This is a genomic window from Thermodesulfobacterium sp. TA1, from assembly GCF_008630935.1.
Taxonomy (GTDB): domain Bacteria; phylum Desulfobacterota; class Thermodesulfobacteria; order Thermodesulfobacteriales; family Thermodesulfobacteriaceae; genus Thermodesulfobacterium.
On record NZ_CP043908.1, the window covers coordinates 1,399,843 to 1,423,502 of the forward strand.

At 38.4% G+C, this 23,660-nt stretch carries 23 protein-coding genes and 5 tRNA genes; 8 read left to right on the forward strand and 20 right to left on the reverse strand.

Annotated elements, in window-relative coordinates; all coding sequences use genetic code 11:
- Positions 1 to 146: 146 nt before the first annotated feature.
- The 17 genes from rplA to sat form a co-directional block, all read right to left on the reverse strand.
- Positions 147 to 869, reverse strand: a complete 723-nt coding sequence (rplA, locus tag F1847_RS07110; protein ID WP_150072374.1) for a 50S ribosomal protein L1 — start codon at positions 867 to 869, stop codon at positions 147 to 149.
- Positions 870 to 880: 11 nt separating this feature from the next.
- Positions 881 to 1,306, reverse strand: a complete 426-nt coding sequence (rplK, locus tag F1847_RS07115) for a 50S ribosomal protein L11 (protein WP_150072375.1) — start codon at positions 1,304 to 1,306, stop codon at positions 881 to 883.
- 15 nt (positions 1,307 to 1,321) lie between these two features.
- On the reverse strand, positions 1,322 to 1,849 hold the full coding sequence (gene nusG / locus F1847_RS07120) for a transcription termination/antitermination protein NusG (RefSeq protein WP_150072376.1): 528 nt from the start codon (positions 1,847 to 1,849) through the stop codon (positions 1,322 to 1,324).
- A gap of 1 nt (position 1,850) precedes the next feature.
- Positions 1,851 to 2,072, reverse strand: coding sequence for a preprotein translocase subunit SecE (gene secE, locus F1847_RS07125; RefSeq protein WP_150072377.1), 222 nt, complete (start codon positions 2,070 to 2,072; stop codon positions 1,851 to 1,853).
- Positions 2,073 to 2,098: 26 nt separating this feature from the next.
- A tRNA-Trp gene (locus F1847_RS07130) sits at positions 2,099 to 2,175 on the reverse strand.
- A 3-nt stretch (positions 2,176 to 2,178) separates the two neighbouring features.
- Positions 2,179 to 2,349 carry a 50S ribosomal protein L33 gene (gene rpmG / locus F1847_RS07135; protein WP_150072378.1) on the reverse strand — a complete coding sequence of 57 codons (171 nt, stop codon included), beginning with the start codon at positions 2,347 to 2,349 and terminating at the stop codon, positions 2,179 to 2,181.
- A 27-nt stretch (positions 2,350 to 2,376) separates the two neighbouring features.
- Entirely contained in the window at positions 2,377 to 3,576 is a 1,200-nt protein-coding gene (tuf, locus tag F1847_RS07140; RefSeq protein ID WP_150072379.1) for an elongation factor Tu, read from the reverse strand.
- A gap of 43 nt (positions 3,577 to 3,619) precedes the next feature.
- Positions 3,620 to 3,695: transfer RNA gene (locus F1847_RS07145), tRNA-Thr, on the reverse strand.
- 21 nt (positions 3,696 to 3,716) lie between these two features.
- A tRNA-Gly gene (locus F1847_RS07150) sits at positions 3,717 to 3,789 on the reverse strand.
- Positions 3,790 to 3,810: 21 nt separating this feature from the next.
- A tRNA-Tyr gene (locus F1847_RS07155) sits at positions 3,811 to 3,893 on the reverse strand.
- 54 nt (positions 3,894 to 3,947) lie between these two features.
- Positions 3,948 to 5,144 carry a quinone-interacting membrane-bound oxidoreductase complex subunit QmoC gene (gene qmoC / locus F1847_RS07160; protein ID WP_150072380.1) on the reverse strand — a complete coding sequence of 399 codons (1,197 nt, stop codon included), beginning with the start codon at positions 5,142 to 5,144 and terminating at the stop codon, positions 3,948 to 3,950.
- A gap of 12 nt (positions 5,145 to 5,156) precedes the next feature.
- Positions 5,157 to 7,358: an FAD-dependent oxidoreductase gene (locus tag F1847_RS07165; protein WP_150072381.1), complete on the reverse strand. Its 2,202-nt coding sequence runs from the start codon at positions 7,356 to 7,358 to the stop codon at positions 5,157 to 5,159.
- Between the two features lie 3 nt (positions 7,359 to 7,361).
- Positions 7,362 to 8,600: a CoB--CoM heterodisulfide reductase iron-sulfur subunit A family protein gene (locus tag F1847_RS07170; RefSeq protein ID WP_150072382.1), complete on the reverse strand. Its 1,239-nt coding sequence runs from the start codon at positions 8,598 to 8,600 to the stop codon at positions 7,362 to 7,364.
- A gap of 119 nt (positions 8,601 to 8,719) precedes the next feature.
- The gene (gene aprA / locus F1847_RS07175) at positions 8,720 to 10,720 is read right to left on the reverse strand and encodes an adenylyl-sulfate reductase subunit alpha (RefSeq protein WP_150072383.1); all 2,001 of its coding nucleotides are present in this window, start codon (positions 10,718 to 10,720) and stop codon (positions 8,720 to 8,722) included.
- Between the two features lie 31 nt (positions 10,721 to 10,751).
- The gene (aprB, locus tag F1847_RS07180) at positions 10,752 to 11,243 is read right to left on the reverse strand and encodes an adenylyl-sulfate reductase subunit beta (RefSeq protein ID WP_150072384.1); all 492 of its coding nucleotides are present in this window, start codon (positions 11,241 to 11,243) and stop codon (positions 10,752 to 10,754) included.
- Between the two features lie 245 nt (positions 11,244 to 11,488).
- Complete coding sequence (locus tag F1847_RS07185) at positions 11,489 to 11,848, reverse strand: hypothetical protein (protein ID WP_150072385.1); 360 nt, start codon at positions 11,846 to 11,848, stop codon at positions 11,489 to 11,491.
- A gap of 33 nt (positions 11,849 to 11,881) precedes the next feature.
- Positions 11,882 to 13,255 (reverse strand): sulfate adenylyltransferase, encoded by a 1,374-nt coding sequence (gene sat / locus F1847_RS07190; RefSeq protein WP_150072386.1) that lies wholly within the window; start codon positions 13,253 to 13,255, stop codon positions 11,882 to 11,884.
- 258 nt (positions 13,256 to 13,513) lie between these two features.
- Between sat and F1847_RS07195 the strand changes: the two genes are divergently transcribed.
- Both F1847_RS07195 and F1847_RS07200 read left to right on the forward strand, forming a co-directional pair.
- Entirely contained in the window at positions 13,514 to 14,473 is a 960-nt protein-coding gene (locus F1847_RS07195) for a polyprenyl synthetase family protein (RefSeq protein WP_150072387.1), read from the forward strand.
- 6 nt (positions 14,474 to 14,479) lie between these two features.
- Positions 14,480 to 15,118 (forward strand): HAD family hydrolase, encoded by a 639-nt coding sequence (locus F1847_RS07200; RefSeq protein WP_150072388.1) that lies wholly within the window; start codon positions 14,480 to 14,482, stop codon positions 15,116 to 15,118.
- Here the strand turns inward: F1847_RS07200 and F1847_RS07205 are convergent.
- Entirely contained in the window at positions 15,064 to 17,325 is a 2,262-nt protein-coding gene (locus F1847_RS07205) for an exodeoxyribonuclease V subunit beta (RefSeq protein ID WP_150072389.1), read from the reverse strand. The two genes, F1847_RS07200 and F1847_RS07205, sit on opposite strands and share 55 nt — an antisense overlap.
- Here F1847_RS07205 and F1847_RS07210 point away from each other — a divergent pair.
- The 6 genes from F1847_RS07210 to ftsY all read left to right on the forward strand — a co-directional run bounded on the left by F1847_RS07210 (position 17,312) and on the right by ftsY (position 21,895).
- Entirely contained in the window at positions 17,312 to 18,106 is a 795-nt protein-coding gene (locus F1847_RS07210) for a 16S rRNA (uracil(1498)-N(3))-methyltransferase (protein WP_168194292.1), read from the forward strand. The genes F1847_RS07205 and F1847_RS07210 overlap by 14 nt on opposite strands.
- A gap of 67 nt (positions 18,107 to 18,173) precedes the next feature.
- The gene (locus F1847_RS07215) at positions 18,174 to 18,662 is read left to right on the forward strand and encodes a hypothetical protein (protein ID WP_150072391.1); all 489 of its coding nucleotides are present in this window, start codon (positions 18,174 to 18,176) and stop codon (positions 18,660 to 18,662) included.
- Positions 18,663 to 18,665: 3 nt separating this feature from the next.
- Positions 18,666 to 19,505, forward strand: a complete 840-nt coding sequence (locus tag F1847_RS07220) for a DUF4198 domain-containing protein (protein WP_150072392.1) — start codon at positions 18,666 to 18,668, stop codon at positions 19,503 to 19,505.
- Positions 19,506 to 19,607: 102 nt separating this feature from the next.
- Positions 19,608 to 20,606, forward strand: a complete 999-nt coding sequence (ilvC, locus tag F1847_RS07225) for a ketol-acid reductoisomerase (protein ID WP_150072393.1) — start codon at positions 19,608 to 19,610, stop codon at positions 20,604 to 20,606.
- 105 nt (positions 20,607 to 20,711) lie between these two features.
- A tRNA-Ser gene (locus tag F1847_RS07230) sits at positions 20,712 to 20,801 on the forward strand.
- A 26-nt stretch (positions 20,802 to 20,827) separates the two neighbouring features.
- The gene (gene ftsY / locus F1847_RS07235) at positions 20,828 to 21,895 is read left to right on the forward strand and encodes a signal recognition particle-docking protein FtsY (RefSeq protein ID WP_150072394.1); all 1,068 of its coding nucleotides are present in this window, start codon (positions 20,828 to 20,830) and stop codon (positions 21,893 to 21,895) included.
- Here ftsY and F1847_RS07240 read toward each other — a convergent pair.
- Positions 21,879 to 22,550 carry a formate dehydrogenase subunit gamma gene (locus tag F1847_RS07240; protein ID WP_150072395.1) on the reverse strand — a complete coding sequence of 224 codons (672 nt, stop codon included), beginning with the start codon at positions 22,548 to 22,550 and terminating at the stop codon, positions 21,879 to 21,881. The two genes, ftsY and F1847_RS07240, sit on opposite strands and share 17 nt — an antisense overlap.
- Entirely contained in the window at positions 22,540 to 23,511 is a 972-nt protein-coding gene (locus F1847_RS07245) for a 4Fe-4S dicluster domain-containing protein (RefSeq protein WP_150072396.1), read from the reverse strand. Before F1847_RS07245 ends, F1847_RS07240 begins: the two co-directional genes overlap by 11 nt.
- Positions 23,512 to 23,660 lie beyond the last annotated feature (149 nt).

Consider the following 23,660-nt stretch of genomic DNA (forward strand, 5'->3'; position numbering starts at 1 on the left):
TAAAATTTCACCAACTGAAAGGGTACCCTTTCGCCTATAGTAGGCTGAGGAAGCTCCCCCATTTAAGCCTTTCACTTAGGCACCTACTAATCTTTGGCCCCAAGAGTCACCCTTGCTTTGAAGGACCTCAAGGGGCACAAACATTTTTAATCTCCAGAGTATCTCTGGATTAAATTCCTCACTTCGTTTGGGTCAACCTTAATACCAGGACCCATCGTAGTAGATATAGCAACACTTCTTATATACTGCCCTTTAGCCGCAGAAGGTTTAGCCTTTAAAAGTGCCTCAAAAAAGGCAGCCATGTTCTCTAAAAGTTTTTTTTCACCAAAAGAAACCTTACCTACAGGAACATGCACTACCGCTCCTCTATCAACCTTAAAATCAACCTTACCTGCTTTTATATCCTTAACGGCTTTAGCTACATCAAAGGTTACGGTTCCTGTTTTAGAACTTGGCATAAGTCCCCTTGGACCTAAAATCTTACCTACCTTACTAACAGCAGGCATCATATCCGGTGTAGCTATTACCTTATCAAAATCAAGCCAATTTTCTTTCTGTATTTTTTCTATCAAGTCTTCATCACCTACATAGTCAGCACCAGCCTCTAAAGCCTCTTTAGCCTTATCCCCCTTAGCAAAAACCAATACTCTTGCAGTTTTCCCAGTTCCATGAGGTAAAACCACAGAACCCCTAACCATCTGGTCTGCATGCCTTGGGTCAACCCCTAACTTTACCGCTACCTCTACCGTCTCATCAAATTTAGCAGAAGCTGTCTCTAAGGCAAGTTTAACAGCCTCTTCAAAATTATATTTTTTTGTCCTATCTACCTTAGCTAAAGCCTCTCTATACTTTTTTCCGTGCTTAGCCATACCACCTCTCCTTAATCTACGATTTGAACTCCCATACTTCTAGCTGTACCTTCTATAGTCCTGATAGCAGCCTCTAAGGATGCAGCTGTAAGGTCCTGCATCTTCATCTTAGCTATCTCTTCTAACTGTTTTCTAGTAATCTTACCCACTATCTCCTTTCCAGGTGCATGAGCCCCTGTCTCAATCCCTATAGCCTTTTTGATAAGTACTGCAGCAGGCGGAGTCTTCAACTCAAAAGTAAAAGAACGGTCAGCATAAACCGTAATCACTACAGGAATAATATAGCCTTCCTGACCACGAGTTTTCTCATTAAAAGCCTTTACAAACTCCATGATGTTAACACCATGTTGACCCAAAGCTGGGCCAACCGGAGGCGCAGGAGTTGCTTGCCCCGCAGGAAGTTGCAATTTTATCTGAGCTATCACCTTTTTAGCCATACTCCTCTATCCCCCTTAAATCTTCTGTAAATAAGCAAACTCTATCTCTACAGGAGTTTCTCTCCCAAAAATGCTTACCAATACTTTAACTTTACCTTTATCAGGTTTAACCTCATCTACTATCCCTATAAAGTTAGCAAAAGGTCCATCTGTAATCCTTACTCGGTCACCCTGAGCAAACTGATAACGAGGTTTAGGCTTTATCTCCTCTACCACCAACTGAGAAATAAGCTTTTCTACTTCCTCAGTCCTAAAAACATAAAGTCTATCACCACCTATAACATCTAAAACCCCTTCAACCCTCTTCAATTCTTCTTTCAACTCATCATCAATCTCACCGAACATCAAAAAATAACCAGAATAAAAAAGCTTAGAATACTGCTTTTCAGGAGAAAAATTAACCTCTATCTCCTTAGGCGGAGGAACAAAAAACCGCTCTACCTTTTCGGTTAAGCCCTTACGAACCAAAAGCTCCTCTACCAAGGCTTTAACCTTTTCCTCCCAACCAGACCAAACCTGCACCGAATACCAAACCTTACTCACTTTACCTCACCAAAATAGAAATTACAAAGTTATATATTATATCCAAAATTCCCAAATATGCACCTATAAAAAGACTAAAAACAACTACCATAAGCGTACTCATTAAAACCTGTTTTTTAGGTGCCCAAGTAATTTTTTTAGCTTCTATTTTAACCTCTTTTAAAAATCTTACCACCCTATCCCAAAAATTTTCTTTGTTTAAACTCGTGTCTTTAATCGCCATAAATCCTACCTTAGTAAAATAAAAATTGGCAGGCCAGGAGGGACTTGAACCCCCAGCCTTCGGATTTGGAGTCCGACGCTCTGCCAAGTTGAGCTACTGGCCTACCCTATTTTTTAACTTCCTTATGAACCGTATGTTTTCTATCCCAAGGACAATACTTTTTAAGTTCTAACCTGTCAGGAGTGTTTCTTCTGTTTTTAGTAGTAGTATAGTTATTTCTTTTACATTCTGTACACTGTAAATGAATAATAACCCTTACCTCTCCCTTTTTAGCCATCCCTTAAAACCCCTATTATTCTATTATTTATTCTATTATTTTAGTTACTACACCAGCACCAACAGTCCTTCCACCTTCTCTAATCGCAAACCTCAACCCCTCTTCCAACGCCACAGGCTTGATCAACTCAACCTCTAACTCCACATTGTCTCCAGGTATCACCATCTCCACACCCTCAGGTAACTTCACCACCCCAGTCACATCAGTCGTCCTAAAATAAAACTGAGGCCTATACCCGTTAAAAAACGGCGTATGCCTACCACCCTCCTCCTTCTTCAAAACATATACCTCTGCCTTAAACTTCGTATGAGGCTTTATACTCCCAGGCTTCGCCAATACCTGACCCCTCTCTACCTCATCCTTGCCTATCCCCCTCAACAATACACCTACATTGTCCCCAGGTAACGCCTCATCCAATATCTTCCTAAACATCTCAATACTAGTCGCCACCGTCTTCACCGTAGGCCTAAGCCCCACTATCTCTATCTCCTCCCCAGGCTTAAGCACCCCCCTCTCTACCTTGCCTGTAACAACCGTACCCCTACCAGATATACTAAACACATCCTCTACAGGCATCAAAAACGGCTTCTCCACATCCCTCACAGGCTCAGGTATATAATCATCCATCGCCTTTATCAACTCCCATATCCTACCACACCACTCACACTCCTCCTTACCACATCCACACTCAAGCGCCTTCAACGCACTCCCCCTCACCACAGGTACCTCATCCCCAGGAAATCCATACTTGCTAAGTAACTCCCTAACCTCTAACTCCACCAAATCCAATAACTCCGCATCATCTACCATGTCAACCTTGTTCATAAACACCACTATCGCAGGAACGTTAACCTGCCTCGCAAGCAACACATGCTCCCTCGTCTGAGGCATAGGTCCATCCGTTGCCGCAACCACCAAAATAGATCCATCCATCTGCGCTGCCCCAGTTATCATGTTCTTAATATAGTCAGCATGCCCAGGACAATCTATATGCGCATAATGCCTCTTGTCACTCTCATACTCAACATGCGCAAGCTGAATCGTAATACCTCTCGCCTTCTCCTCAGGAGCCTTGTCTATGCTATCAAACGGTATCCACTGCGCATAACCCTTCGTAGACAAAACCCTGGTTATAGCACTGGTCAACGTAGTCTTCCCATGGTCTATATGCCCAATCGTACCCACGTTTAAATGAGGCTTCTTCCTCTCAAACTTCTGCTTAGCCATCTCACCTTCCTCCTATCCTAAAATAGGTTATTTAAATAAAAACTGGAGCCCACGACCGGACTCGAACCGGTGACCTCTTCCTTACCAAGGAAGTGCTCTACCTCCTGAGCTACGTGGGCACCCCATTTAATTTTCCTCAGAGCGGGCGACGGGACTCGAACCCGCAACCCTCAGCTTGGAAGGCTGATGCTCTACCACTTGAGCTACGCCCGCTTATATTTCAAATAATAAAAGTGGAGGGGGGAGGATTTGAACCTCCGAAGGCGAAAGCCACCGGGTTTACAGCCCGGCCCCTTTGGCCGCTCGGGTACCCCTCCTTGTTTTTCTATAAAATTAACTTAAAATTAAATTTTGTCAAGAGAACCAAGCGTTTATTGAGCCATCTTTTGAGTTATATCTTTATAATATAAATCAAACATCACTGCAGTTGTCCTAAAAGCTAAATGGGCAAACTTAGAATAAGCCACCCCTAAAAATAAAATAAAGACCGCAACTAAATGAGCTAAATAAACTAAAGAAACTATAGATTCTATAGAAGGAATACTACGTACTATTTCTATACCAAACCCTGTCAAACCTATGATTAAAATAAGGTTGATCAAAAAGCTGTCAGCATAACTGGTTTTTACACTTTTTTCTGCTTCAGCTTTTCCTCTACCTATCATTATAGCTATAATAGCATAAAGAAGTAAAATTCCTCCAAAATTACCTAACCATTTAACAGGGTGGGTTATAGGGTTCCAAGGGGTATGAAAACCCAAAACATCTGCCATAAAGAAAACGATCGCTGTAGTGATGGCTAAAATAATAAAAGCGTATATCAGCAACATATGAGGGTTAGCTCTCCAGTGATTAGAATTACATTTTTTAAATCTTGCATGTGATAAAATCTCTACTAAAGCGGGGATAAAGTAACTCTTTAAAATAGTCCACATACTATATCTGTAAGCCTGTGGAACTTTATAAGTATCTAAATAGGAGTTCCACATTTTGTTTATCGCTGAAGCAAGCATAATAATAACAAATGCCGCAAGTGGTAAAAACACCACGTCTATCATCAACACCCTTGCTGGTAAATGGAAAATCCAAAGATCATAGTTGGGACCACCGTAAGGGAAAGAGCTTGCATCGAAAAAGTTGGGAACTCCCTGAAAAGTAGCTAAGGTAGCTAAAAGTATAAAAAATAAAGCAATCGCAGGTAAAACCAAAATACCCCAACTGTTGTTAAAAAAGGTATGTAAAAACTTTAAAGGCACTGCTTCTTTTATTACCAACAATCTCAAAGCCCCTAAAACATCCCCAGGTTGAGCCCCCCTTGGACAGTACTTACTACAGTCTCCACATTGATGACACAACCAAACTGCAGGGTCGTTTAAGAGTTTGTCCTTAAATCCCCATTGAGCAAGAATCATCTGTTTTCTTGGAAAAGGAGCCTCTTCCGGAGAAAGAGGACATACTGTAGCACAAGTAGCACACTGATAACATTTTTTAACGGTATCACCACCTATCTCTTGTATTTCTTTAATAGCCTTTAAATCTGGATCTACCTTTAAAACGCCGTTACTCATAGTTTATCCTCCTTACCAGCCTTTAAATGGATTTTCACCAAATCCTTTAATTTCTTCAGCAAAGTTTTGCATCTTGTTTACTGCTATATCTACTTCATCTATAGCCACTGTATGTATAGTAACTCTTTCTGACTCTAATGCAAGTTGCTGTAAAGTTTCCGCTACGTTTTCCATACGCCTATTTGCAAGCTCACTACCTTTTATAAAATGACACTGATAATTTTCACCATATTTACAACCTAAAAGAAGAATACCATCATATCCCTTACTCATCGAGTCTTTAATAAATGCTACGTTAACCGCTCCTAAACATCTAACAGGAATAATCCTAAAAGCTACTGGAAGTGATTTTTTCTGGTAGGCAGCCATGTCTAACGCTGGTAAGGCGTCGTTTTCACAAACAAAAGCCATAAGCCTATACTGTTCATAACCTTGTTCTGGCATTTCTGTAGCTTTGATCATGGTAGAAATCATGTCCACAGAATAGTCTTTAAAGTTAATAATTCTTTGAGGACAAGCACCAAAACAAGTTCCGCAACGGCGACATCTAGTAATGTTGGGCATAGGATTACCCTTTTCATCCTCGTTTAAAGCTCCAAAAGGACATTCTTCAGTACACCTTTTACATTGAGTACACATCTTTAAATCCCATTCTGGATAGGCATAATCCCAAGTCCTTGGATGTACAGCATGTCCTTCTTCTATAGCAGTCAAACACTGAATAGCCTTTAAAGCAGCACCTTTAGCATCTTCTATCGCCTGCTGGATGGTCATAGGTTGATGAACCGCACCTGCTGCATAAATTCCAGTTCTTCTGGTTTCATAAGGGAAACAGATGAAATTAGAATCGGCATATCCGTAAAAAAGCTCAAGCTCAGGTAAGCCTGGACCTTGCCTGTATTCTAAATTAAGCACCGGTTCTTCAGCAGTAACCGGAACCATACCTATAGCCAATACTACTAAATCAACTTCTACCTCTATCTTCTCTCCCAACAAAGTCTCATCTACTAAAACTTTTACCTTTCCATTTTCTCCCTCGGTTACAGAAACCACCTTACCTTTGGTTAAAAAAACTCCTGGGTCATCTTGAAGGGTCTTGTAAAAGTTTTCAAAAATACCCATGGTTCTCATATGGTCATAAACGATAAAAGCTTTGGCCTCAGGATCTGCCTCTCTTATATATTTAGCCTGTTTGAGGGAGGCTAAACAACAAAATCCAGAACAGTAAGACAGATGGTTTTCATCCCTTTGTCCAGCACACTGAATAAAAAGCACACTTTTGACAGGGGATCCATCAGAAGGTCTTACCAAAGCCCCATTTTTAGCCATCTCTTCAAACTTAACATTTGTCACCACATTAGAAATAACTCCATAGCCTAAATCTGTAAGCTTACTTGCATCATAAGGTTTAAAACCAGCTGCTAAGACTATAGAACCTATCTTTACCTCTTCTTCCTTTCCCCCCTGTTTTATCTTTACTTGAAACAAACCAGGTGCACCGGCTATGTTAGTTACCACCGCTCCTTTATAAACTTTTATCTTATCGTTTGCCTCTACTTGAGAAATTAAATCATTTACTACAGGAGGAACAAGATTTTGAAACGGAGGAGATACCTCACAATGAGCCTTCATCTTCGCCACAAAACCACCAAGCTCTTTTTCTTTTTCTACCAAAACCACTTCATAACCAGCCTTAGCTGCTTCTAAAGCAGCGGTTAAACCAGCTACACCTCCTCCGATAACCAAAATAGTTTTAGAAATCTCTTCTTCAGGCTTAAAAGGCTCTGGTTTTTTATAGGTCTGCAGTTTAGCCACACTCATTCTTACATAATCCTTGGCTAAAGCCATCAATTCATCTTTAAACGAAACACCACTAACATATTCTGCAGTATCTTCTAAAATTTCTCCGTTCTCTCCCACCAAAAACCTACTCCAAACTACTCCTTCCCTCAAACTCACCCTGTCAACAGCTACATGGTCAAAGGAAAAAACATCATAGTTTACCCTTTGAGAACAAGCACATATAGAAACAGAGTCTAATCCATCTTGAGCTATTTTTTCTTCTATAAAAGCTCTTCCTTCCTTAGAACACAAAAACTCTTTAGTATATACAGCTGCTGCACCTTGCTCTTTAGCAGCATTTTCTAACTCAGCTAACTCTAAACGATTACCTATATTACAAGAAGAGCATATAAAAACTCCTATTTTTTCCATCTTTTACCCCCTTTTTATAATTTGAATAGCTTTTAAAGCTGCGCCAGTAGCCGTTTCATTTGAAGTCATAACATCTAAAGGCATCTTAGCACAACCGCAACTGAACATCCCCTCATCTTCAAGGACAAACCCATTTGGATCAACCTTTACACCTTTAATTTCTGCAGAAGCTAAACTTGGTTGCATACCAAGAGCTAATACCACTAAATTAACCCTTTGGGTTATCCGTTTTCCTGAAATGGTATCTTCTGCAGTAACAATCAAATCTTTAGTTTCAGGATCTTCCTCTATCTTGGCTACTTTACCCTTAATAAAATTTATTTTAGCCTCAGATTCTGCCCTTTTCAAAAACTTTTCATATCTACCAGGAGTTCTAAGGTCTATGTAAAAAATATAAGATTCTGTATCAGGATATTGCTCAGACAAATAAAGACTATGTTTTAACGAGGCTAAACAGCAGATATAAGAACAGAAAGGCAGATGGTTTTCATCTCGAGAACCAGCACACTGAACAAAGGCTACCTTCTTAGGAGGTTCGTTGTCTGAAGGTCTAACAATCTTTCCTTGAGTAGGTCCCCACGGAGAAGCCATCCTTTCCATCTGCATATTGGTTATTACATTAGCATACTTTCCATAACCTAAATTATCAAGATTAGTAGCATCATATGGTTTCCACCCGGTAGCCCAGATAATAGAACCTACCTCTAACTCTAAAACCTCTTCCTTCATTTCAGGATCTATAGCGTTATATTTACAAGCTGCCATAATCCTTTCTAAATCTCCAGGGGCTAAGGCATCTTTATCTAAAACATATTTCATAGGAAAAGCAACAGGATAAGGAAGATAAATGGCTTTGGTTTTAGAAAGTCCAAAATCAAAATCATTTACCCTCTCTCCTTCACAAACCTTTTCACATTCCCCACAAGCAGTACAGTTGTCATTAACATATCGAGGAGATATTCTTACCTTAACCTTATAATCTCCGGGGACTCCACCTACCTCTAAAACCTCTGCCATAGTATATACTTTAATCTTTGGGTTACTCTTAATCCTTCTGTAGTTAATCTCTAACCCACAAGTAGGTGGACACAACTTTGGAAAATAATACCTAAGTTGAGCTACCCTTCCACCTAAAGTAGGTTGCTTTTCTACCAAAATAACGTCAGCACCAACTTCTGCTGCTTCTACCGCAGCAGTCACTCCACTTATACCACCACCTACCACTAATATAGGTTTAGCCATATTATAACCTCCTAAACACTTTTTCAGAATAAAACCCTTTTACTAAAAGGGTTTTATTCTGAAAAAAAAAATAAAAAAGAGGGGGGACTAAGCCCCCCCTCTTACTTCTATTTAACTCTTTACGGTCCAAGTGGGTCAGGAATTATCTGAACATAAGGATAAGTTTCTAAAGTCCATTCCTTGGTTTCAGGATTCCAGCTAGAAAGTGTGAAACATCTCCAATTAGCATCGTCAAGGGCGAGGAAGTCAGTTCTATAGAAGTAGCCAGGATAACGAGTTTCTTCACGGAAGAGAATGTGTAATAGGTGAGCTTCAGCAGTCCATACACGATGTCTATTTTCCCAAGCCCTCATAAGTTCATGTAAGTCTCTGGCAGCAGCATATTCCATGTCTTCCTTAAGCATCCTGAGAAGGTCAAGACCTCTTTCAAGCATGACTTTATTGGTCTTATAGAAAGTGGAAGTACCAGCCACATATTCGTCCATAATCTTCATAAGCCTTGCCTGAATATGACGAGGAATAAGATAATTGGGGTTGATTTCATAATGGGTAGAAGCATTCTTAAACTCTTCAAACCTGTACCAAGGAGCATAGATCTCTTTCTTCAATTCTTCAGGAGTTTCTTTGATGGTTGGAGTATAGTCTTTGTTATCAAGGCAGTACTGAACCATAGCCTTAGCAGCAATACGTCCTTCTACATGAGAACCAGAGGAGAACTTATGTCCGGAAGCTCCAACAGTGTCACCAGCGCAGAAAAGACCCTTTATGGTGGTCATTCTGTTATAAAGCCCGATTTCTTTCCAAGGAGCTTTATATTCTTCAGGTACCCAATCTTCGTTAGGACCACATACCCAAGCACCTGCACAACCAGCATGGCTACCAAGGAGATAAGGCTCGGTAGGCATGATCTCAGAAGGTAATTTTTCAGGTTCAATATTTAAACAAGCCCACAATCCAGCCTGGGTTACGCACATGTCTAAGAAGTCTTCCCAAGCCTCAGCGATAAGGTGTTTGAACTCTTTTTTATCCATCTTTTCGGCAGCTTCCTGAAGAGCCCATTCAGTGTGCATATAGATAGGACCACGACCCTGTTCCATTTCAATAAGCATAGCATGGTTTCTTAAACAGGTACCGATATGAGATGCCTCTCCATAAGGAGCAAATTTCTTAAGTTCGTCTTTATGTTTAGCTACATAGTCTTCACCAAAAGCGTTAGTAGCCCTAGCCTTGAAGAGCAAGAACCAGGCACCTACAGGACCATAACCATCCTTGAAACGAGCAGGGATAAATCTGTTTTCCATAAGAACAAGCTTAGCACCAGTCATAGCACACATAGCATAACCAGTTCCAGGGTTCCATACAGGATACCAAGCACGTCCTTTACCTTCATCTATAGACCTAGGACGGAAAACATTAACGGCACCACCTGTGGAAAGAAGAGTGGCCTTAGCCTTGATGATATAAATCTTGTTTTCCCTAACAGAAAATCCAACAGCACCAGCACAACGACCCTTGTCGTTAGCATCTAATAAAGGTCTTACGATAAAGCATCTTTCTATAATCTCAGCCTTATCATAGCTGGCAAGAGCATTTTTGGCAGCCTCAGCCACGATAACCTTATAAGATTCTCCGTTAATCATTATCTGCCAACGACCAGAACGAACAGGTTGAGCTCCATTCTTTAAGGTTAATCCCTTAGCCTTGGCTTCAGCTCCATCCAAGGTCTTACCGGTGTTAGGATCTTTTTTCCAAATAGGAAGACCCCACTCCTCAAAACAAATAACAGTATCATCTACATGACGACCAACATCAAAAACTAAGTCTTCACGAACAATACCCATCAAGTCGCAGCGGACCATTCTAACATAGTCATCAGGTTTGTTTTCTCCTATGTAAGTATTAATAGCAGAAAGACCCATAGCCACAGCACCAGACCTTTCCATAGCAGCCTTATCACAAAGAATAATCCTTAAACCAGCAGGCTTAGCCCACTGGACAGCCTCAACAGCGGCACCACAAGCAGCCATTCCGCCGCCAACAAATAAAATATCTGTCTCTTTTTCTACTATTTCAGGTTCTGCACAAGCCAAACCAGCATTATAAGACCAAATCTTAGGCATAGTTGCCACCTCCTTTTATTTTTAAAATTTTTTAGTATTTTGCAACCTTACCAAGAGCACCAACTTCAAACTTCTTATTAAGAACGGCTTCAGGCTTTTTAGGTTCTACACCATCGGCTACCTGAGTAAAGAGCTGGTTGGTATTGATTTTAGATAAATCAGGAGCAGGTTTGCCAACGGTTGGGTCAGCAGAACCTTCAGGTGTAGTCCTAATAGGAAACTTAAACCTGACAACCACACCGTTTCTAAACTTAATGGTCCACATGATGTCAGTAGTACCACGCATAGGCTGACAAGTTCCGTTTAAAGGAGCAAAATCAGCATAGTGCCTAATGGCTATAGCACCCTGAGGACAGCTTTTTACACAGCTGTAGCACTCCCAGCACTGGTCAGGCTCCTGGTTATAAGCTTTCATAGCCTCAGGGTCAAGAATCATAAGGTCATTAGGACAAATGTACATACAAACTGTCCTGTCACCACCCTTGCAACCGTCACACTTTTCAGGGTTCACATAACTTGGCATAGCCAACCTCCTTTTTGGTTTTATTCTTATAAACTTTTATATCTTTATAAACAACTTTAATTAAAAGTCAACCTGTAAAAAAAGTTAAAATTACTAATCTTTAAACAAAAAAATTTGTTTAAAACCTTTTATTCTATTTTTTCTTTCTATTTTTTTTTATTTCTCTTTTTTCTATTTTTACTTTTTAAAAGAACGAATAAAAAACAAAGGAGAAAGGGATAACCCTTTCTCCTTAAAAATTCAAACTACTCTGTTTCTATTTCTGGAGCAGGAAGATATTCAGCTTCCTTAGCGGCTAACTCTTTAATCTTATCGATGTTAGCCAAAACAGCCTTAACCACTTCTTCTCCCAAAGTCTTTTGATTAGCTATCTCTTCAAAAAGGGCTCTTTTAAAAGCTACAGGAGTATCGGTTATACAAGCACGAGAGTCGATACGAGCGGTTTCGAAGGCCTTCAATATATCATTCTTTACATCTTCGCCTACCTTAACCCTTACCACCTTAAGCTCCCCACCAAACACAGCCTCTATATTAGCCTCAACCGGTGTTCCCTTAAGTTTTGCCAATCTGTAGTCATCTAAAAATACTTCCAAAATGTATTCCATGTTGTCACCCCCTATGTTTTTAAAAATTTTTAATTAATCAATGTCAGGAACATCAACTTCCAAGGTCTCTTCCTTATACTGGACATACTTCTCGTTAACAAAAGGATAGTTAAACTTTTTCCACCATTTAACGATGGTCTTAAACACCTCAGGCCTCATGATGATAGCTGGAGGCTGAACACCCTCGGCTACCAAACCCCTAATTAAACTACCGCTAAGCTTCTGCTTTTCTTTATCATGTCCGCAATTTTCACTGTAAGCCATTTCCTTGCATTTTGGACAATACCAAAATTCTCTCATATTCTGAGGCCTAATCTGTAAACCACCCTCAACTTGTGTAGGAGGTTTATCAAAACCATAACTTGGAATACCCTTAAGCCAAAGTATCTGAGTAGCAAATTTATCATAGTACTCGCCTACGGCTGCGTGGTCCCTACCAAACATGTGATGAGTACAACCCATATTCTGCCTGATGATACCATGGAGTAAACTCTCTAAGGGGTTACCATACCTCATGTCCCAAAGAGTAAAGGACACAAGATGCCTATTGGGCTTAATATAACCAGCCTTATTCACCATGTCATGAGCCTCTAAAATAGCCTCATCAGGATAATCTCCCCTTCTTTTAACACCGATAATAGCATTTACCAAAATACCATGACAAGGCTCCACATCACCAGTAAAAGCTGCTGCCTTCATAAGCATTTCATGCCCAACGTGAGGCACGTTTCTGGTCTGATGAGCGATAGCAGTTCTCCAACCTCTTTCCTCAAAAATCTCTCTACATTTCCTTGGAGGAATCCAGAACCTATCAAAAGGTGGTTTAAAAATAGGCTCGTTAATAATAGTAAACTTTCCAGCTAAAATAACAGGCTGATGGCTTCTATAAATAACCCACCCAGGATGTTTATCATCAAATCTTTCTTTTACTACTTCGGGATTAGCCTCAGGAGTTCCAAAGGTTCTATCAGCAAGCTCTGCTGGGTCTATCTCATAAACCTCTTCAATGTCTAAAATAGCAAAAGGCTTTCCTTTTAACCTAAGAAGCAATCTGTCTCCTGAATCTACACCAAGCTTCTGATAGTCTTCCTTTGATATGTCAAAAAGAATAGGATAAGGGAAAACCCAACCACTTAACAACCTTCTTTTAGAAAGTACAGACTCTAACTCCGCAGAAGTCATAGAACCTTCCACAGGACTAAAAAATCCATAACAAACAGACATGATTTCACGATAAACATTTCTTACCGGTGTCCCTCTCTTGTAATGCAGGGTGGGCTTAATGTCGTAAACTGCACCCGCCTTTTCACAAGCCTGCACAATCTTTTTGGCCGCTTTTTTATCCTTGAGCACCCTTTCTACTAAGCGCCCACCATGAGGCATGGGTCTGTTAAAATAAAGTTCCATAGCAACCCTCCTTTCAGTTGAGTTATTTTACCAACATTATTGAATTATTTTCAAATTATTAAACAATTAAGTTTTAAAGTCAAAGGAAATAAAAGGCATTTAAGACTGTTTTCAGCTTACCACAAGATAAAAACATTATTAAATGTCCATTTTTTATAATTTTTTAAACTTTTTCTTTTATTTATACATTATAAAAACTCAATTGTCAAAAAGGGGTTTATGTTTTATAATTCCTCAAAAAGAAAATAAGAGGAAAAGATGATCGTTGAAAAAATTAAAAAAGAGATCGGATTGATAGAAGAAAACCTAAAAAAATTTATTAGTTCTCAAGTGCCTTTTATCAATCAAGTAAGTGAGTATGTGCTTTTTGCTGGTGGTAAAAGAATAAGACCCCTTCTCACAGTAATTTGTGCTAAACTTTTTTCTCCTAATCTTTCAGAAAACCTATACCGCACTTCTATACTTTTTGAATATTTACATGCAGCAACACTATTACATGACGATGTAGTAGACTCAGCAGAATTTAGAAGAGGAAGAAAAGCAGCAAGAAATCTTTGGGGAAATCAAGCTACCATCTTAGTAGGAGATTATCTTTATGCCAGAGCCTTAAAACTTGCAAGTGAATTAAGAAATCCTGAAGTAATGGAAGTTATTACCGAAACCACCCTCATTATGAGCGAAGGAGAGGTGCTTCAGCTATTAAATCTTTATCAAACAGAGATCTCAGAAGAGGCATACGAAGAGGTTATTTTTAGAAAAACCGCAGCCCTTATATCTGCTTGTTGTGAAGTAGGGGCTATTATAGGTGGGGCTTCCCCTGCAGAAAGGGAAAAATTAAAAAATTTTGGGAAATACTTAGGGCTATCCTTTCAAATCATAGACGACCTTTTGGATTATCTTAGCACGGAAACAGGGAAAGACTTAGGGAGGGATTTTAAAGAAGGAAAAATTACCTTACCTGTAATCTATGCTTTAAAACAAGCCTCGTCAGAGGATAAAAGGAGGCTTTTAGAACTTTTAACCCTTCCTGAGCCTAAGGATGAATTTTTTGAAGAAGCTAAAAATCTTATAGAAAAAAATCAAGGGTTTAAACTTGCCCAAGAAAAGGCTTTAGATTATATTAATCAAGCTAAACATTCTTTGGATGGAATTCCAGAAAACCTTTATAAACAGATGCTTATTTTTATCACAGACTATCTTACTAATAGGAAGAAATAAAACCTTATGGGCATACTAAAACTTTTGGTGTTAGACTGCGACGGTGTTCTGTTTGATTCCAAACAAGCTAATACCTATTTTTACAATTATATTTTAGAACGGGTAGGAAGGCCTCCTATGACCCCGGAAGAGATAGAATTTGTCCACATGCATTCAGTAAATGAGTGTTTAGCCTATCTTTTTAGGGATATCCCAGAAAAGCTTGAATTAGCTAAAAACATACAAAAAGAAATTTCTTATTCGCTTTTTTTTGACTATTTAGTCATGGAAAAGGGCCTTAAGGATTTTTTAAGCTGGGCCAAAAACTATTTATACATAGCTTTGTGCACCAACCGCACCACTTCTACCTATCCTTTATTGTCTCATTTCAACCTTACCGAATATTTTGATTATGTTATGAGTGCAGCTATCATTCCTAAAAACGACCCAAGAGCCCTTCTTCAAATCTTAGAACATTTTAAGGTAAAACCTGAAGAAACCCTTTATGTAGGTGATTCTAAGGTAGATGAGACACTTTGTAAAACCTGTAAAGTTCCTTTAGTAGCCTTTAAAAACAAGGAATTAGAAGCTGATTATTATGTAGAAAATTTTTATGAACTAAAAGAGTTGTTAATTTCTAAATTTTCTTTTTCTAAAAGATCATAAACCTTTCTAAAAATCTTTATTATAGGAGAAAAACCTCCTATTTGGTCTGGGCAAAGAATAAAAAGGTTTTTTTTAGCCCTAGTAAGACCCACATAGAGAAGATTTAGAAGTTCAAGCCTGTTTTTTGCCTTGTCTAAATACCATCCCAACTTTCCTTCTTCAGGTAATTCTTCTTTTTTTCCGTAAAAAACCTTGCCATTATAAAAAACCAACTTAAGGTCTGAGCTAAACCGATTTTCTGTCCATCCCAAAGGCAGGATTACCGTTTCAAACTCTAAACCTTTAGCCTTATGAAGGGTTAAAACCTTGATACAATTTTCTACTTGAGGAATGTCAAGCTCATCCTCTGAATATTTTTCCCAATACAATAAAAACTCTTCAAGCCCTTCTCCTCTTCTATCTAAAGTAAACACTACCGTTAAAAATTTATAAAGGTAGGCTAATTCTAAAGGAAATTGTTTTTCTATTTCTAAAGTTTTCACTAATTCTAACACCAGTTTATATAAAGATAGACCTTTTTTAAGGCTTAAAAGTGGGGACAGACGGGTTTTCCAAAAATCGGCTTTTATATCTTTGAGAAAAGAAAGAAGGGTAAAACTATTTCCGTTAATCAGCCAACTTAAGTATTCTTCTAAAATTTCCTTACCTTCAGGAAAAGCAGGGCCTGATAGACAGGTTGCAAGAGAAACCTCATCGTCTGGATAGGCTATAAACTTTAGTATAGAAACCAAAGTGTTTACTGCTAAAGATTCTTTTAGATGTAAAGAGGAACTTGATAACACATGAAATCCTTGCGAGATGAGGAAAGAGGAAAACTCTATTACCTCCTTGTTTTCTCTAAGTAATAAAGCTACATCCTTTAAGCCTTCCTGAGGCTTAAGCTCTTCTAAAATCCTAAGAATCTCCTCTTTTGCCTTTTCTACAAAACTATCCGAAGCGGTTTTATCTATACTAATCGTTCTTACTTCTACCCTACCTTTATAGGTTTGCACCGGATTTTGAGAAACATGTTCAAAAGTGGTTTGGAATTCATTTGTTATACTTTTAAGAACTTTTTTCTTGTCCTCTTCGTTATCTCTTTTTGCAAAAACAAGGTCTACCAAAGCTTCTTGAGTTATCGGTTCTTCTTTAAGTTTTTCAAAAAATCGGTTGTTAAACTCTATTACCACCCTACTACTTCGGTAGTTATTACTTAAAACCTCTTCTTTTATCTCATAATATTTAAATCTTTCTAAAACCTCTTTAAAAAGGGTTGGGTCTCCCCCTCTCCATTGAAAGATTGACTGCTTAGGGTCTCCGGCACAAACCAAAAGACCTTGTTTACTTACTAAATCCTCTATTATAGGCTGAAGGGCCTCCCATTGAAGGCGGTCTGTATCTTGAAACTCATCTATGATGACCCCTTTAAGATTACCAAGCTTAACATAAACCCAAGGAAGAATCCCCTGTTCTTCTTTCAAAAGAAAGCTGGCTATTTTTTCTTTCCACAGCCCTATAAAAATTTCTTTTTCTTCAAAAAAGGTTTGTTCTAAAAATCTTCTCAGAACCGAATAAAATTTAAAATAAATCTTTCCTCTTTCTTCTAAATGTTGAATCAACTCCTCTTTATTTAAAAAGGTTAAAAGTTCTTTATGATAGGTAATTTTTTCTAAAATCTTTTTTAAATCTAAAACAAAAGTATTTTTAAAATTAATTTTAAGGCTTTCCTTATCCATCAATAAGGTTTCGATAAACTTTTCTAAAAGGTCTTTTAGGTCTTTGTCTTGCTCGATGTATGGGTAAAAACTGGTAAGAGCCTTTTCTATAAGCTCTTCTTTGATATAAGTGCTAACCTTAAAGTCTGTTTCTAATCCAAGTTCATATGAAATAGCTTTATAAAGGGTCAGCAAAAAACTATCTATGGTTTTTACCTGAAGGTAATCATAGTTAGAAAAAAGGTAAACCAAAAGTTCTTCTGCTTTTTCAGGAGAAAGGTTTAGTTGAGCACTTAAATCTTTGCCTTTTTCAGTTTGTTTAACTATTTCTTTTAAAAAGGTTATTATCCTCTGCTTCATCTCAAAAGCGGCTTTGTTAGTAAAAGTGATCGCTAAAAGGTTCCTTAACGACTCTTTACCTTCTTTAGAAACAAACTCAAGAAATTTTAAGGCTAAGTTGTAGGTTTTACCACTACCTGCACTGGCTTTATAGAGAATGATGTTTGACCCCATCAAAACTTATTGTATTATAAGTTCTATGAACCTTCAAGGTGGAAATAGGTTTTTTTTCGAATTTTCAGGAGAAGAAGGGTTTCTTTCAGAAGAAGAAAGTTTTCATTTGGTTAAGGTTTTAAGAAAACATCAAGGAGACAAAATTCTCTTAATAAACGGAAAAGGGAAAGAGTTTGAGGCTAAATACAAAGAGATTATCAAAAACGGAAAAAGTTTTAAGGTTAAGGTAAAAATCTTAAGGCTTACAAGAGAAGAAAAACAAAGAGCCCCTAAAATAATAGGTATTTTACCTATCTTAAAAGGGGACAAAACCGAATGGTTGGTAGAAAAAAGTACAGAGCTTGGGGTAGAAGTTTTTGTGCCTTTTTATAGCACGTTTAGTGTAGCTAAGCCTTCTAAAAATCTCATACCTCGCCTTATAAATAAGGCTAAACAAGCTTTAAAACAGTCGGGAAGACTTTTTATGCCTGAAATACTTTCTCCGGTAGAACTAAACACTTTTTTAAAAGATTTTCCTTGGAGAGACAGTTTAAAATTAGTAGGAGGGTTAGGTTCTTCTCTTAATATAGAAAACTTAAAAACTGAAATCAAAAAAGCCCATACCATCGTGTTTATAACCGGACCAGAAGGTGGTTTTGAAAAAACTGAAGAGGACATGCTTAATGAGATTGGGTTTTTACGTATATGTCTTTCTCCTTATATCCTAAGAGCAGAAACCGCCTTTTTGGCCTTAGCAAGTATTATAGGTTTTTTAACCTTATCTTTGGGATTAAAAGGTTGAAAAATAGTTGAAAAAAAACAAAAATGTGGTTTGATAGAGAAAGATAATCTTTATAAGAGGAGATATTATGGGAGGACGTTCGCGCAAGTCTGTATTAAAACAAAAGTTGGCTAAATACTATAGAGAAAGGGAAAATCCGTTAGCCCTCCTTGCGCTCCAAGACGAAATCATCAAACAAAATCAAGAAAAACTTGTTGTTTTAGAAAAAAATTTAGAAGCTTTGAAGGAATTAGAGCAAAAAGAAGATGTTAAGGTAACCACTGTATCCAAACTTAACGTGAGAAAGTTTACCAACGAACCTGATAAAAAGTTTGCTAACAGAGCCTTTTATGAGGTGCTTTATCCTATTACTTTAGAATATCGTTTTATGTCTTTACAAGCTATTTTTATCTGGTATTTAAGGGCCTTAGAGTTGGTATACGGAGATAAACCCCCTAAGATTCATATTAGTAGACTACAGAAATGGATAAAATATTGGTTAACAAGCCTTACCCCTGAGCAGGAACTTCAGCTAAAAAGCGCTATCATTTCTTGGATACTTAACAGGTTTACCTAAAAAATGCCTTTTTTAGGGCTACTACTCCTTTTACTTTTGCTTTTTCCAGGAGTAGGGTTTAGTTATAAAGTTTTCCTAATATCTCTCCCTGACAACTATGGTGCAGTTAATAAGGAAAAACTTTTTTATCTTGGAGCAGCAGAACCGGCCTTTGGATTAATTTTAGACCTCAAAACCCCAAAAAACCTTTATACCATCCTACCTAACGGGACAGTCGAAAAACCTATTTTTTTAAAGAGTGAATTCTTTGATAAAGCGCTCAACACCAAAAGAATAGGCTATAACGTAAAATTTTCTCCTAAAACCCAAGGAGACCACCTCTTTTGTTTAGAAAGCGACTACACCTTACTTAGAGACCAAACAGTAGGGAAATTTTTGGTTAAAACCTTTTTTCATGTGGTAAAAGAAACCCATTGGGAAAAACTTTGTGGTTTTGAACTCGAAATCAAGCCTTATACCAGGCCTTATGGATTTAGAAAACATGGGGTTTTTTGGGGTCAAATCTGGTATAAAAATAAACCTTTATCCTCAGGGGAGGTAGAGGCTGAATATTTTTCTCCTATCTTTTTAAAAGAAGAAGACCTTCCTAAGGACTCTTACGGTCAGATAAACTATCCTTACCTTAAAAAGAAGGTAAAACTTTCTAAAAACGGTTTTTTTGTAGTTTCTTTAGAAAACCCTGGTTGGTGGGTAATAACCTTTAAGGTCCGTTCAGGAGAAAAGACTTACGGAAACCAAAGATATCCTTTTTATTTAATACATCATTTCTGGCTTTATGTATTTCCAGATAAAAAAGAAGAGAGCATTTTGGAATATTTCGAACCTCCCTTTAAGCAAAAATAAAAGACTTTTATAAATTAATATTTTTTTATTACAGAGTAAAAATTTTTAAAAAAAAGATTAAGTGCTAAAATATAACAAACTAAACTTTTTAGGGGGTGTTCTATGAAGGTTTATAAAGACGAAGATGTGAGTTTAGAGGTTTTAAAAGGGAAAACCATAGCGGTTTTAGGTTATGGAAGCCAAGGACATGCCCATGCTTTAAACTTAAGAGATTCTGGGCTTAACGTGATAGTTGGGGTTAGAAAAGGTGGAAAAAGCTATGAAAGAGCTAAAAAAGATGGCTTTGAACCTGTTTCTGTAAAAGAGGCCTGCGAAAAAGCTGACATTATTATGATACTCCTTCCAGACCAAGACCAGCCATCGGTTTATAAAAACGAAATAGAACCTGTCTTAACCTCTGGGAAGATGTTGCTTTTTGCCCATGGGTTTAACATTCATTATAACCAAATAGTGCCTCCTGCTGATGTGGACGTAGCTATGGTAGCCCCTAAAGGACCTGGGCATTTAGTTAGAAGGGAGTTTACTAAAGGTGCCGGTGTTCCCTGCTTGGTAGCTGTGCATCAGGACGCCTCAGGAGAGGCCTTTCAGAAGGCCTTAGCCTATGCTAAAGGTATAGGAGGAACTAGGGCCGGGGTTATAGAGACCACCTTTAAAGAAGAAACTGAAACAGACCTCTTTGGAGAGCAAGTAGTACTTTGTGGTGGAGTTAGCGCGCTTATCAAGGCAGGTTTTGAAACCTTAGTAGAAGCTGGATATCAGCCTGAGGTGGCTTATTTTGAGTGCCTTCATGAACTTAAGCTTATTGTAGACCTTATCTATGAAGGTGGACTTTCTTTTATGAGGTATTCTATTAGTGATACCGCTGAATATGGAGACCTTACCAGAGGCCCAAGGATTATCAACGAAGATGTAAGGTTTGAAATGAAGAGGATACTTGAGGAAATCCAAACCGGAGAATTTGCCAGAGAATGGATACTTGAAAATCAGGCAGGAAGACCGGTGCTAAACGCCCTGCGTAAAATAGAAAGAGAACATCCGATAGAAGAGGTGGGGAAAAAGCTTCGTGCCATGATGCCATGGATTAAAAAACCTGAAGAATAAAATTCTTTTAAGGTTCAAACCCTGGGGGGATCCCTGGGGTTTTTTCTCCATAATTCCTTTAAATCCTGCTTTACTTCTTTTAGATTTGTATTATATTTACCAATTGGAGGAGTGCCCGAGTGGACGAAGGGGGCGGCCTTGAAAGCCGTTGAGGGAGTTTGCCTCCCTCCGGGGGTTCGAATCCCTCCTCCTCCGTTTATCAAAGCCTAAAAGTCTAACGGATGTTTAATTTTTTTAGAAGAAAAAAAGAAGAGAAAAAAGAACCTCAACAAGAATCACAAACTATATCTCAAACCTCTCCAGAACCTTCTGAGATAGAATCTCCTCAACAAGAGCCTCAAGAAGAAAAAGGTGGTTTTTTCAGTTTCTTTAAAAAAGAAAACCTGATAGAAAAGTTCAAAAAAGGGCTTTCTAAAACTAAGGAACGCCTTTCTGAAGCCCTTTCTGAGGTCTTTGAAGTCGACCGAGTAGTAGACCTGCAAACCTTAGAAGAGGTAGAAGAAAAACTTATCCTTTCAGACCTTGGAGTAGAAACTACCTTAGCCTTGATAGAACCTTTTAAAGACAGGGTATTAAACGGTGAAACCCTTACAACTAAAGAGCTTAAAAAGTTTCTTAAATCTCAGATGTTATCCTTTTTAAAAGAGGCAGAAACTCCCTTCCCCCCTCAAGCTAAACCTGCTGTCCTTTTTTTTCTTGGGGTCAATGGAGTTGGGAAAACTACTACCATAGCTAAAATCGGAAAAAGGTTAAAAGAAAGCGGTTTTTCTGTGGTGTTGGTGGCTGCCGATACCTTTAGGGCAGCAGCCATAGACCAGTTAAAAACCTGGGGGCAAAGGATAGAGGCACCGGTTATCGCCCTTCAAGAAGGGGCTGACCCTGGAGCTGTCATCTATCAAGGTATAACCTATGCCCAAAAAAACAACATAGACATAGTTTTGGTAGATACTGCAGGAAGGCTTCATACCAAATATAACCTTATAGAAGAGCTAAAAAAAATGGTAAAAGTTATGCATAAGCTGGTAAGCCCTGAGGCTTGTGAAAACATCTTGGTGCTTGATGCTACCACAGGCCAAAATGCTTTAAGTCAGGCTAAACATTTTACCGAAGCCATTCCTGTGCACAGCGTCATCATTACTAAGATGGACGGAACGGCTAAAGGTGGCATAGCGATAGCCCTTTCTCATCAGTTTAATCTGCCTATAAGGTTTATAGGTTTAGGGGAAAAGGCTGAAGACCTTGTTCCCTTTAATAAAGAAAGTTTTGTAAATGCTATCCTTCCAGATTAATCTTTCCTTTTATTTTTTCATACCATAGATGATGTCTCTTTTTAACGTATTCTTCGTCTACATACCCGGTAATCATCGCTTTAAGTAAGGGCCAGTTAGGTTTGACGGCTAAAACAAAAAACACATGAATAAGAAACATCAAAATAAAAACTCCACCACTTATAGTATGTGTAAGGTTTAAGAGGGTTTCTGCTTTTGGAGAAAAAACCACCCATTCCAAATTTTTAAGCACCTTCAAAAACCCTGTACCCCCTACTATCAAAGTAGTCAAACCAATCCCTAAATAGGCGACCCTTTGCTCAGGAAGCCACTTATCACACGGTGGTTCTTTCCCTATACCAAAAGATGCAAAGATTACCTTAAAAGAATCTATAAAATCCCTTGGCTTTGGGAGAAGCCCAAAATCCTTTCTTAAACCATGGAAAAAGATATGAAAAAGCACTGCCATCACAAAAAAGATGGCTGCTATGTAATGTACCTTGGTTACCGTATAAAAATCAGCCGTCCAGTGAAAACCTGGGATTTCAGTAATGTAATATCTTTTAAAAAGTGGCAAACAACCAAGTCCAGTAAAAATAAGCACTATGCCTGATAAGGCAACCGTCCAATGTTCAAGCCTTATTAAAACTCCATATCTTTTTATTTTATTCCCCATGGTTACCCTCCTTTTTTTCAGATTGTTCTTTTGACTTGGTTACCAAAGCCCCTGCTATACCTGCTAAGGTTGCAATCACAGCACCCGCTACAACACCTTTGCCTATAGGGTTAATCTCTTGTTGATATATGTTTGACACTTTTACCGGCATGCGAAACCTTGCCTTGGTTTGGGCAAGATACTGGTCTACCTTTTCAAAAGGAACAGGAGATAAATATAAAGTTGAAGTTCCTCCGTTTTGCACGTCTCCGTACACAAAAAGGCCCTCTTTTTTAGCCTTTTCATAAGCCATCTGAAAAACCTTTTTCCTTTCCCCAAAGTAAAAAACCTTGTTTTTACAGGCTATCACACAGGCTGGTTCTTCTCCTTTCTTAATCCTGCTATCGCAAAGGTCACATTTATACATTACCCCTCCCCCGGCATACTTGGGAAGAAGCTTTAAATAAATTCCAACCCCTGCCTGACGCTGAGGAATATGCCAAGGGCAAACATCTCTACACTTGGCTCCTCCAAAACAAAGATTGTGGTCTATTACGCTGTTACCTTCAGGCTGTTTAGTCAAAGCCCCGAAAGGGCAACCCTTTACGCAAGGAGGAGAATCACAATGCATACAGCGTCTTGGTATATAGAGGGTTTGTCTGTCTATCTCTACTTTTTGGATAAAAAGCCAGTTATAGGGGGTAAGAGTGTCTATTACCTCCCTTTTGTTTGACCAGTCTTCGTAGGTTTTTCGGGGCCAATAAGGAAGAATAGGTTTTTTAGGCTCAGGAAACCTCTCCTTATTTTCCTCTCTACAGGCCTTAACGCAAAGGGGAATTTTTTCACCTTGACAACCATCGCATTTGGTAAGGTCTATAAGGGTGGCATACTTTCCGGTTATAGCATAGGTTTCCTTAGGTATAAGGGCTGCACCAAGTAAACTTCCACTTAAACCAAAAAACTGCCTTCGCGTAAGCTTCATTTTTGTTTACCTCCCTTTGAGAGCTATTAAAATAATAATAAAATGTTTACTTAAAAAGTCAACTTATTTAATTAAAAAATTTAATATTCTCCCTCCATACAGGTTGGTTTTATCTTTTGGTTTTTAGTTAAACAAAGTTCAGTAAAATT

Coding starts and splice junctions, on each gene's coding strand:
- rplA (WP_150072374.1), bottom strand. CDS start 869: ATGGCTAAGCACGGAAAAAAGTATAGAGAGGCTTTAGCTAAGGTAGAT.
- rplK (WP_150072375.1), bottom strand. CDS start 1,306: ATGGCTAAAAAGGTGATAGCTCAGATAAAATTGCAACTTCCTGCGGGG.
- secE (WP_150072377.1), bottom strand. CDS start 2,072: ATGGCGATTAAAGACACGAGTTTAAACAAAGAAAATTTTTGGGATAGG.
- rpmG (WP_150072378.1), bottom strand. CDS start 2,349: ATGGCTAAAAAGGGAGAGGTAAGGGTTATTATTCATTTACAGTGTACA.
- tuf (WP_150072379.1), bottom strand. CDS start 3,576: ATGGCTAAGCAGAAGTTTGAGAGGAAGAAGCCTCATTTAAACGTGGGT.
- qmoC (WP_150072380.1), bottom strand. CDS start 5,144: ATGAGTAACGGCGTTTTAAAGGTAGATCCAGATTTAAAGGCTATTAAA.
- F1847_RS07165 (WP_150072381.1), bottom strand. CDS start 7,358: ATGGAAAAAATAGGAGTTTTTATATGCTCTTCTTGTAATATAGGTAAT.
- F1847_RS07170 (WP_150072382.1), bottom strand. CDS start 8,600: ATGGCTAAACCTATATTAGTGGTAGGTGGTGGTATAAGTGGAGTGACT.
- aprA (WP_150072383.1), bottom strand. CDS start 10,720: ATGCCTAAGATTTGGTCTTATAATGCTGGTTTGGCTTGTGCAGAACCT.
- aprB (WP_150072384.1), bottom strand. CDS start 11,243: ATGCCAAGTTATGTGAACCCTGAAAAGTGTGACGGTTGCAAGGGTGGT.
- F1847_RS07185 (WP_150072385.1), bottom strand. CDS start 11,848: ATGGAATACATTTTGGAAGTATTTTTAGATGACTACAGATTGGCAAAA.
- sat (WP_150072386.1), bottom strand. CDS start 13,255: ATGGAACTTTATTTTAACAGACCCATGCCTCATGGTGGGCGCTTAGTA.
- F1847_RS07195 (WP_150072387.1), top strand. CDS start 13,514: ATGATCGTTGAAAAAATTAAAAAAGAGATCGGATTGATAGAAGAAAAC.
- F1847_RS07200 (WP_150072388.1), top strand. CDS start 14,480: ATGGGCATACTAAAACTTTTGGTGTTAGACTGCGACGGTGTTCTGTTT.
- F1847_RS07210 (WP_168194292.1), top strand. CDS start 17,312: ATGTTTGACCCCATCAAAACTTATTGTATTATAAGTTCTATGAACCTT.
- F1847_RS07205 (WP_150072389.1), bottom strand. CDS start 17,325: ATGGGGTCAAACATCATTCTCTATAAAGCCAGTGCAGGTAGTGGTAAA.
- F1847_RS07215 (WP_150072391.1), top strand. CDS start 18,174: ATGGGAGGACGTTCGCGCAAGTCTGTATTAAAACAAAAGTTGGCTAAA.
- F1847_RS07220 (WP_150072392.1), top strand. CDS start 18,666: ATGCCTTTTTTAGGGCTACTACTCCTTTTACTTTTGCTTTTTCCAGGA.
- ilvC (WP_150072393.1), top strand. CDS start 19,608: ATGAAGGTTTATAAAGACGAAGATGTGAGTTTAGAGGTTTTAAAAGGG.
- ftsY (WP_150072394.1), top strand. CDS start 20,828: ATGTTTAATTTTTTTAGAAGAAAAAAAGAAGAGAAAAAAGAACCTCAA.
- F1847_RS07240 (WP_150072395.1), bottom strand. CDS start 22,550: ATGGGGAATAAAATAAAAAGATATGGAGTTTTAATAAGGCTTGAACAT.
- F1847_RS07245 (WP_150072396.1), bottom strand. CDS start 23,511: ATGAAGCTTACGCGAAGGCAGTTTTTTGGTTTAAGTGGAAGTTTACTT.